Genomic DNA, 6003 nt, shown 5'->3' on the forward strand with positions numbered 1-6003 from the left:
CAAAATTATAAAGCAGCCGTTTTTGGCTGTCAATCAATTATCCACCCCTACTATTACAGGGGGCTTATATTATCAATACATTTTTTCCACCTTTGGCTATTCTCAAAATTATTATCACAAATTAATTTACGATAATAATTTTATAACACTCATTTCTCCACGCTCTATCCATTCATTAAATCCCCCTAAGAGCGTCTGTTTTGCGTTCTCGCCGTTTTTTACCAGTCTTTAGTATATTGGGGGGCAGCTCAATTAATAAAGCCCCTCAAAACGTCATTTATCGGCTCTTATCATGCCCTCTAGGCTTTCTTTTTATTGTTTCCTGCGGTGGGTTTGGTTCAATTTTCAAGGTTTTTTCAAGCTTTCGTTTTTCTTCTAGCAGGTTCATACGTTCTTCCAGCGGGCAAATGTCCTCTAGTTTCATACATACCCGCTTATACTGGGCCCGCAGCTGCTTCTCCGTTTTAGGAATCATTCCAGCCAAGACTCCACCGATTTCAGCGGGTTCTTGATCACAGCCAGCATAATGGACAATTCCTTTTAGCAATTCTTTCTGCCTTTCTGTCAAATTCTCATCATTGAGCAGACACTTCACCGCTTTTCCAATGGTTTTTACTTCATAACCACGAAGTTCCTCCAATCCCTTAAAATCATTCATTTGTTGCTGCGCATCTTTAAGCAACGCCTTTGTTCTTTTTAAATCAGAAAAACTTTTTTTATTGGATTCCCTTAAAGAAATATTTTCTTCCAGCAATTTTCTATAGTCTACCGATAGATTGGCCTGTTTGTTCCATAACTCGAAGGCTTTATGTTCCAGTTGCTTTGTTCGTGCAAAGCTTGATGCAATTTCATTTTCTTTATAGGTTAAATTCTGAAAGGTAGAATAGTTAGCCGCATAAATTTTTGCAATTTCCAGCAGTTCCTTAAAGTGGTCCTTCTTTACAACGACATTTCCCCCCGGAAGAGATTTCACTGCCGGCTCTTCCTGTTCAGCATGGTAAGAATACACCCGCTTTTCCTCTGCCATGGCTTGCTTATGAATCTTGGTTGATGCAGTTATCAGCGAGTTCAGGCTCTTATGTTTCTGTTCCAGTTGACGATTTAATTTTTCAATTTTTGCTTGTACGGCTGCGAGTTCCTTTTCAGCCGTTTTTAACTTGAGTTGCTGCTCTGACAGGTGTTTCCTTTCCGACCCTTCTTTTCCTCGCTCTAATCCAAATTCTGCGCCCACCTGAGCAGCAAAATCGCTTTGAATTGCTTGTAGTTCCTGACGGGTGAATAGGTTCTTTGCAGAAAGCCGTTTATTTTTTATCGGGACAAGGCCAATATGTAGATGCGGCGTCGTTTCGTCCATATGCACGGTTGCATTAACAATATTGTCCGCTCCATAGCGATCAGCAAACCACGCCAAGCTTTTTTCAAAAAATGCCCTCTGCCGATCGGCGCCCAAGTTACGCATGGTCTGTTCATCGCTGGTTACTATAAAATTGCACAAGACCACGGCATCTTTACGAACTGTTTTCGTTTCCGTGGCCTGGCTTTTTATGGTCTGTTTTATTTTTCTGCTGTAGTTTCGTTCCGAAACCAAATCGTAATTGTCGGCGGTTTTGTCCGGCCTGATATCCGGATTTGTTTTAGGCGGATGTTCCCTATTGTTGTGGCTTTGGATTCCCCGCACTCCCCCGGCTTTTATTTTCTGCATGTGAACAACTACAAATCCCATAACGCGCCCCCTGTCAGCATACTTTATTTAGCGACCATGTCGCTCATAAAGTATAGCACATTATACTTTGCATCGCAAAGTAATGTGCAAGGGGAAACCCCTTGACCCCCTGTAGTCCATGTCACAAATTAATATTTGACACTACATTTAAAGCATGATATAATAGTGTCACAAATTAATATTTGATACATCGTTAAAGGAGTTTATCATGGAAAATAGAGAGCAAGAGCTGCTCAACAAAATTGATGAGTTGCAGAAAATAATTATTGAGAAAGATGAAGAAATTACTCGCCTCAAAGGTAAAAATCCAAGAGGTGCCGGAAGAAAACCCGCTGATGAAAAGTGGGTAAAAAGCTTTAGCAAGTTCATAAAACTAGCGGAATCTCATAAATTAAAAAATGAGATAATGGAAGAAATGGGGATCAGCAGCGCAACCTACTACCGCTATAAAAGACTTTATGAAGATACAAATTCAGAAATTAATATATGAGACACAGAATGTCTCATATATTAATTTCTGGGACGTTTAAAAATAAGCCTTATGGCGTCCTTCACTTCACTTATGAGCCAAAAAGGTCTATAGAATTTCCTCAGAATCCAATTGTCATGAAAGTTATGACACACTAATACCAGCCGCTTATATAGCGGCAATTCAAAGCACTGTTTTTCATGTTCTTTAAACTTTTTATGAAGTTCTTCCGGCGTTATTTTCTTATCGCACATCTTAACACCATTCTTTAAATATATTTTATAGTCATAATCTAAATATCTATATATTACCATAATATTATTATATAAAGAACTCGTTTTTGAAACTATAATTTTTACTAATCTAAACAAATGGGTTGGTGATATTATATGAACAATAAAATTATAGTGCCAAAAAGCAAACGAGGCGAAGACGGTTATAAGGTCACATCTGTAAGAATGCCGCAGGAACTAGCAGAAAAGTTAGATAAGTTTACGGCCCAGACTGATTTATCTCGCAATGAGGTCATCGTCACTTTACTAACACAGGCATTAGAAATTGCGGAAATCGAAGATAAATAGCAAAAAAAATTAAAGTGGGTAACCGTTACCCACTTTAATGATATTCTTTTGTTAGAAAACACTGGTATAGACTTCTCTCCTATGCCCAACGGACAGAGCAAGAATAATCAAGTTATGATCTTCTATCTCGCAGATAAGACGGTAATCTCCTATTCTATACCTCCACTGACCGCTCCTATTCGCAGTCAGTCCCTTCCCATGCTGCCGTGGATTCTCACACCCAACAAGGTTCTTCTCAATCCACGCCTTTATCATACGTTGCGTGTACTTGTCAAGTTTCTTAAACTCCCTGTTAAACCTTACCGTTGTCTCTACATCGTACCTCATAGGTCGAGTTCCTTCCACAGTTCAGAGATGGGCTTGCTTTTTCTTCCACCTTTGACATACTCATCATAAGCTTCATTTGCAACGGCGATATCATACTCATCCTCAATCCGTTCAAAGAGAGCTTTCTTGAATGCTTCCCCCAAAGACATGGAGTGAAGCTTCGCATAACTCTCCGCCAGGGATTTTTCTTCCGTTGTCAATCTAATAGAAAAACTCATATGCTCAACTCCTTTCCTGTAGTACATTGTACTACTCATTTTTTATCCTGTCAACTTAACCATAAAAAACTATGGCAGTGAATATTTCTACAAACCTGCAGCTCTCCGCATAGTTATTCTACGATTTCCTTAAAACCGGCTCCAGCCGGAGCCGATCGGGCGTTAGTCTTCGCATTTTTATAAACTCGGCCTTATTATTAGTTCATTTATAGCTGCCACCATTTTGCCACCCAGTCAGAAAAAACTGCCACCGTTTTGCCACCACCCACTAAAAAAGCGCCACCATTTTGCCACCATTTTAGTGAAAAACGCCCCCAACTAAATCCCTTGCCACTGGCAAGGCCCCAAAGAATTTGGGGTCAGATTTTCCTTATGCCCATCAAAATAATCTTTAACGCCACAGTTCTTCTGAGTCCACAACAAATTCTCCGCATGAAATTTCATTGTCCGTTTGCGCCAATCTCTTGGCCTCACTAGGAGTTAATTTTGTAAAATCCTTGTCCCAAATAAGGAAAAACAGCTTCTTAATAATATTCATGATCAGCGCCTCCTTAGTTTATCCCACCAGCTTTTATTCTTTTCAATTTCGAGCTGTTTTTCCTTATTTGCCAATTCTTCCTTGAGTTTTTTATTCTCTTCAATGGCCACAGCTCTTACAGATTCTTTTTCAGCTTTTTCCCTCTCCAGTTTACTGTGCAATTCCTCAATTTCATAGTCCTTTTGTTTAACCGATTCTTCGAGAAATCGCTGTTTGTACTGCACCAGTTTTAAATTCGCCATCTCTTGTATCAGACGATTATTTTCTTCCAACAAATTTATATATTTTGCCTCTATTTCTTGCAGTCGTTCACGAGCAGAAGCATCTTGAATTACCTGTACCGGAGACGGTAACGGGTATTTCTCTTCAAGAAGCCGTACAGCCTCATCATCGAGTATAATATTTTTTGATTTTCCAATATGACCTTTAAATAATTCCGGATGGTTTATTATGAACTTTCGAACAGTATCATATGAAACATTCCGTCCATCTATAAACTCTCTAATTTTCAACGTTTTCACCCCATAATAAGACATTTTCCCAAGAAATTCTTACGACTTTTCTTATTTTACTTCATAAACGTTGAAAAATCAATGAATTACAGTATACGAAAGCAAGCGTCTACACTAACGTTTGGGGAACCGACAAACACCGCTCATTTCACTCGCCTGCTTTGTCGGTCTACTATTTTTTTCTGATAGGCGATCATTAATTAATTTCCTAAAAGAGATTTTAGATTTTCATCAAAGATCTTCCACCACTTGTAAACGGTTTTTTTATCCAGTCCGGTTTCCCGAATACAATCCGCTTTTGTAATGGTAGGATCATTTAAATGGTCCCACCGCCATTTCTCAACAATTTTTTGTTTACTTGGTCGGCCCTCTTTATTTCGCCAACTGCCGTCTGGATAATCTATGGCCTGCACGGCTCTTGCTCTCTCCAAATGAACATCTTGCTGTCTCCCCTTCCGCTTAATCGGTTTATATCCCCAGCCAACCCAAGCTTCCAAGCGTTCCCGCTGCGTCAACATGGCTTTCTCGTTATACATTCGAAGAGCGTGATTCACTTCATTTTCCTTGATCTTCCTTGTTGCTCCCTCGTTATATTTCGGGATAAGAGATAAGAGATCACGCTCGACCTCATCCAACGACACGTTACATTTCCATGCTATGACAGTCAAGGCGCACATGGACATATACCTCGTTCCTTCTTTCGTTTCATTCCAGCAACGTTCAAAGGTATAATCATAAAAACCCCTATTACACCGCCACCCTTTACGCTTCGGCCTATTCTTCGTCCGGTCCCGCTGCGTCAGCTGTTTTTGCCTTGACTCTCCGTATCGGACAAAATGAGTGTTATTCATGCCTACAGCCCTTGCCAACTCATCTATATCCCATTTTTCTCCTACACGAAAGACCTCATTGCGCCAATTATACTTATTCAAACCGCCGGCCATACGGAAATCCTGTCCAAACCATTGCACCTGCTTATACAAATAAATCCTTTTTGTTGTCTGTTGAACAGCAAGCGCACGATATAACCGGTCTACGATCTCCGCATTACAATAATAATGCGGTATCGGCTCATCAAACACAAAATATAAGTGTAGGCCTGTTCCGCTGTTCACGATATAGGTCGGTTTCGGCAATTCCTCTTTGTCTGTATTCCAATCATTCTGCAAAGCGGATAGAAGAACACCAGCCCACACATTATCCATATCTATGATAAAGGCACAAATATCTTTTGCCGTTTCCTTACTGATAAACTCTTTGAAATAGGTACTCCCGCCAAGAAGTACGTCATTCCTGTCTTTTGCCTGTTCCATCGCTTCAGCAATACTCATCTTTACCATGTGCTTTGTCTCGTCCTCGTCAATAAAAACAACAGGCATGACCAGCGCCGTATCCTCGAATACATCCTCGTAAAGCGTAATACCATCTACACACTCCCCAAACTGCGCCAAAATCATATTTTTCTGGTCGAATTCTTTTTTTATAACTTCTAACTTCTCATCTTTCAGCATATACGAGCACCTCTAACCCTTATTATAGAAAGGGGCGTAATGTATCAATACAGTAATTCCACCTCTGGCCAAAATTATAAAGCAGCCGTTTTTGGCTGTCAATCAATTATCCACCCCTACTATT

Annotated in this window: 9 protein-coding genes; 3 read left to right on the forward strand and 6 right to left on the reverse strand. The window is 40.0% G+C overall.

Annotation, left to right across the window (positions count from 1 at the left end):
• Positions 1-232, forward strand: a 232-nt coding sequence (locus NE619_RS17430; RefSeq protein ID WP_256133761.1) for a hypothetical protein, incomplete at its 5' end; no start/stop codon positions are given.
• A gap of 45 nt (positions 233-277) precedes the next feature.
• On the opposite strand, the gene mobV is transcribed toward NE619_RS17430, so the two are convergent.
• Entirely contained in the window at positions 278-1723 is a 1446-nt protein-coding gene (gene mobV / locus NE619_RS17435) for a MobV family relaxase (RefSeq protein ID WP_256133762.1), read from the reverse strand.
• Between the two features lie 208 nt (positions 1724-1931).
• On the opposite strand from mobV, the gene NE619_RS17440 reads away from it, so the two are divergent.
• Positions 1932-2213 carry a hypothetical protein gene (locus tag NE619_RS17440; RefSeq protein WP_256133763.1) on the forward strand — a complete coding sequence of 94 codons (282 nt, stop codon included), beginning with the start codon at positions 1932-1934 and terminating at the stop codon, positions 2211-2213.
• A 368-nt stretch (positions 2214-2581) separates the two neighbouring features.
• Entirely contained in the window at positions 2582-2773 is a 192-nt protein-coding gene (locus NE619_RS17445) for a ribbon-helix-helix protein, CopG family (protein WP_256133764.1), read from the forward strand.
• Between the two features lie 51 nt (positions 2774-2824).
• On the opposite strand, the gene NE619_RS17450 is transcribed toward NE619_RS17445, so the two are convergent.
• The 5 genes from NE619_RS17450 to NE619_RS17470 form a co-directional block, all read right to left on the reverse strand.
• Positions 2825-3100: a type II toxin-antitoxin system RelE family toxin gene (locus NE619_RS17450; protein WP_256133765.1), complete on the reverse strand. Its 276-nt coding sequence runs from the start codon at positions 3098-3100 to the stop codon at positions 2825-2827.
• Positions 3097-3318 carry a type II toxin-antitoxin system RelB family antitoxin gene (gene relB / locus NE619_RS17455; RefSeq protein WP_256133766.1) on the reverse strand — a complete coding sequence of 74 codons (222 nt, stop codon included), beginning with the start codon at positions 3316-3318 and terminating at the stop codon, positions 3097-3099. Before relB ends, NE619_RS17450 begins: the two co-directional genes overlap by 4 nt.
• 391 nt (positions 3319-3709) lie before the next feature.
• Positions 3710-3856: a hypothetical protein gene (locus tag NE619_RS17460; RefSeq protein WP_256133767.1), complete on the reverse strand. Its 147-nt coding sequence runs from the start codon at positions 3854-3856 to the stop codon at positions 3710-3712.
• A 2-nt stretch (positions 3857-3858) separates the two neighbouring features.
• On the reverse strand, positions 3859-4368 hold the full coding sequence (locus NE619_RS17465) for a hypothetical protein (RefSeq protein ID WP_256133768.1): 510 nt from the start codon (positions 4366-4368) through the stop codon (positions 3859-3861).
• A gap of 200 nt (positions 4369-4568) precedes the next feature.
• The gene (locus NE619_RS17470; RefSeq protein WP_256133769.1) at positions 4569-5879 is read right to left on the reverse strand and encodes a hypothetical protein; all 1311 of its coding nucleotides are present in this window, start codon (positions 5877-5879) and stop codon (positions 4569-4571) included.
• Positions 5880-6003 lie beyond the last annotated feature (124 nt).

Source organism: Anaerovorax odorimutans (genome assembly GCF_024459955.1).
In the GTDB taxonomy this organism is placed as follows: Bacteria; Bacillota; Clostridia; order Peptostreptococcales; family Anaerovoracaceae; genus Hominibacterium; species Hominibacterium odorimutans_A.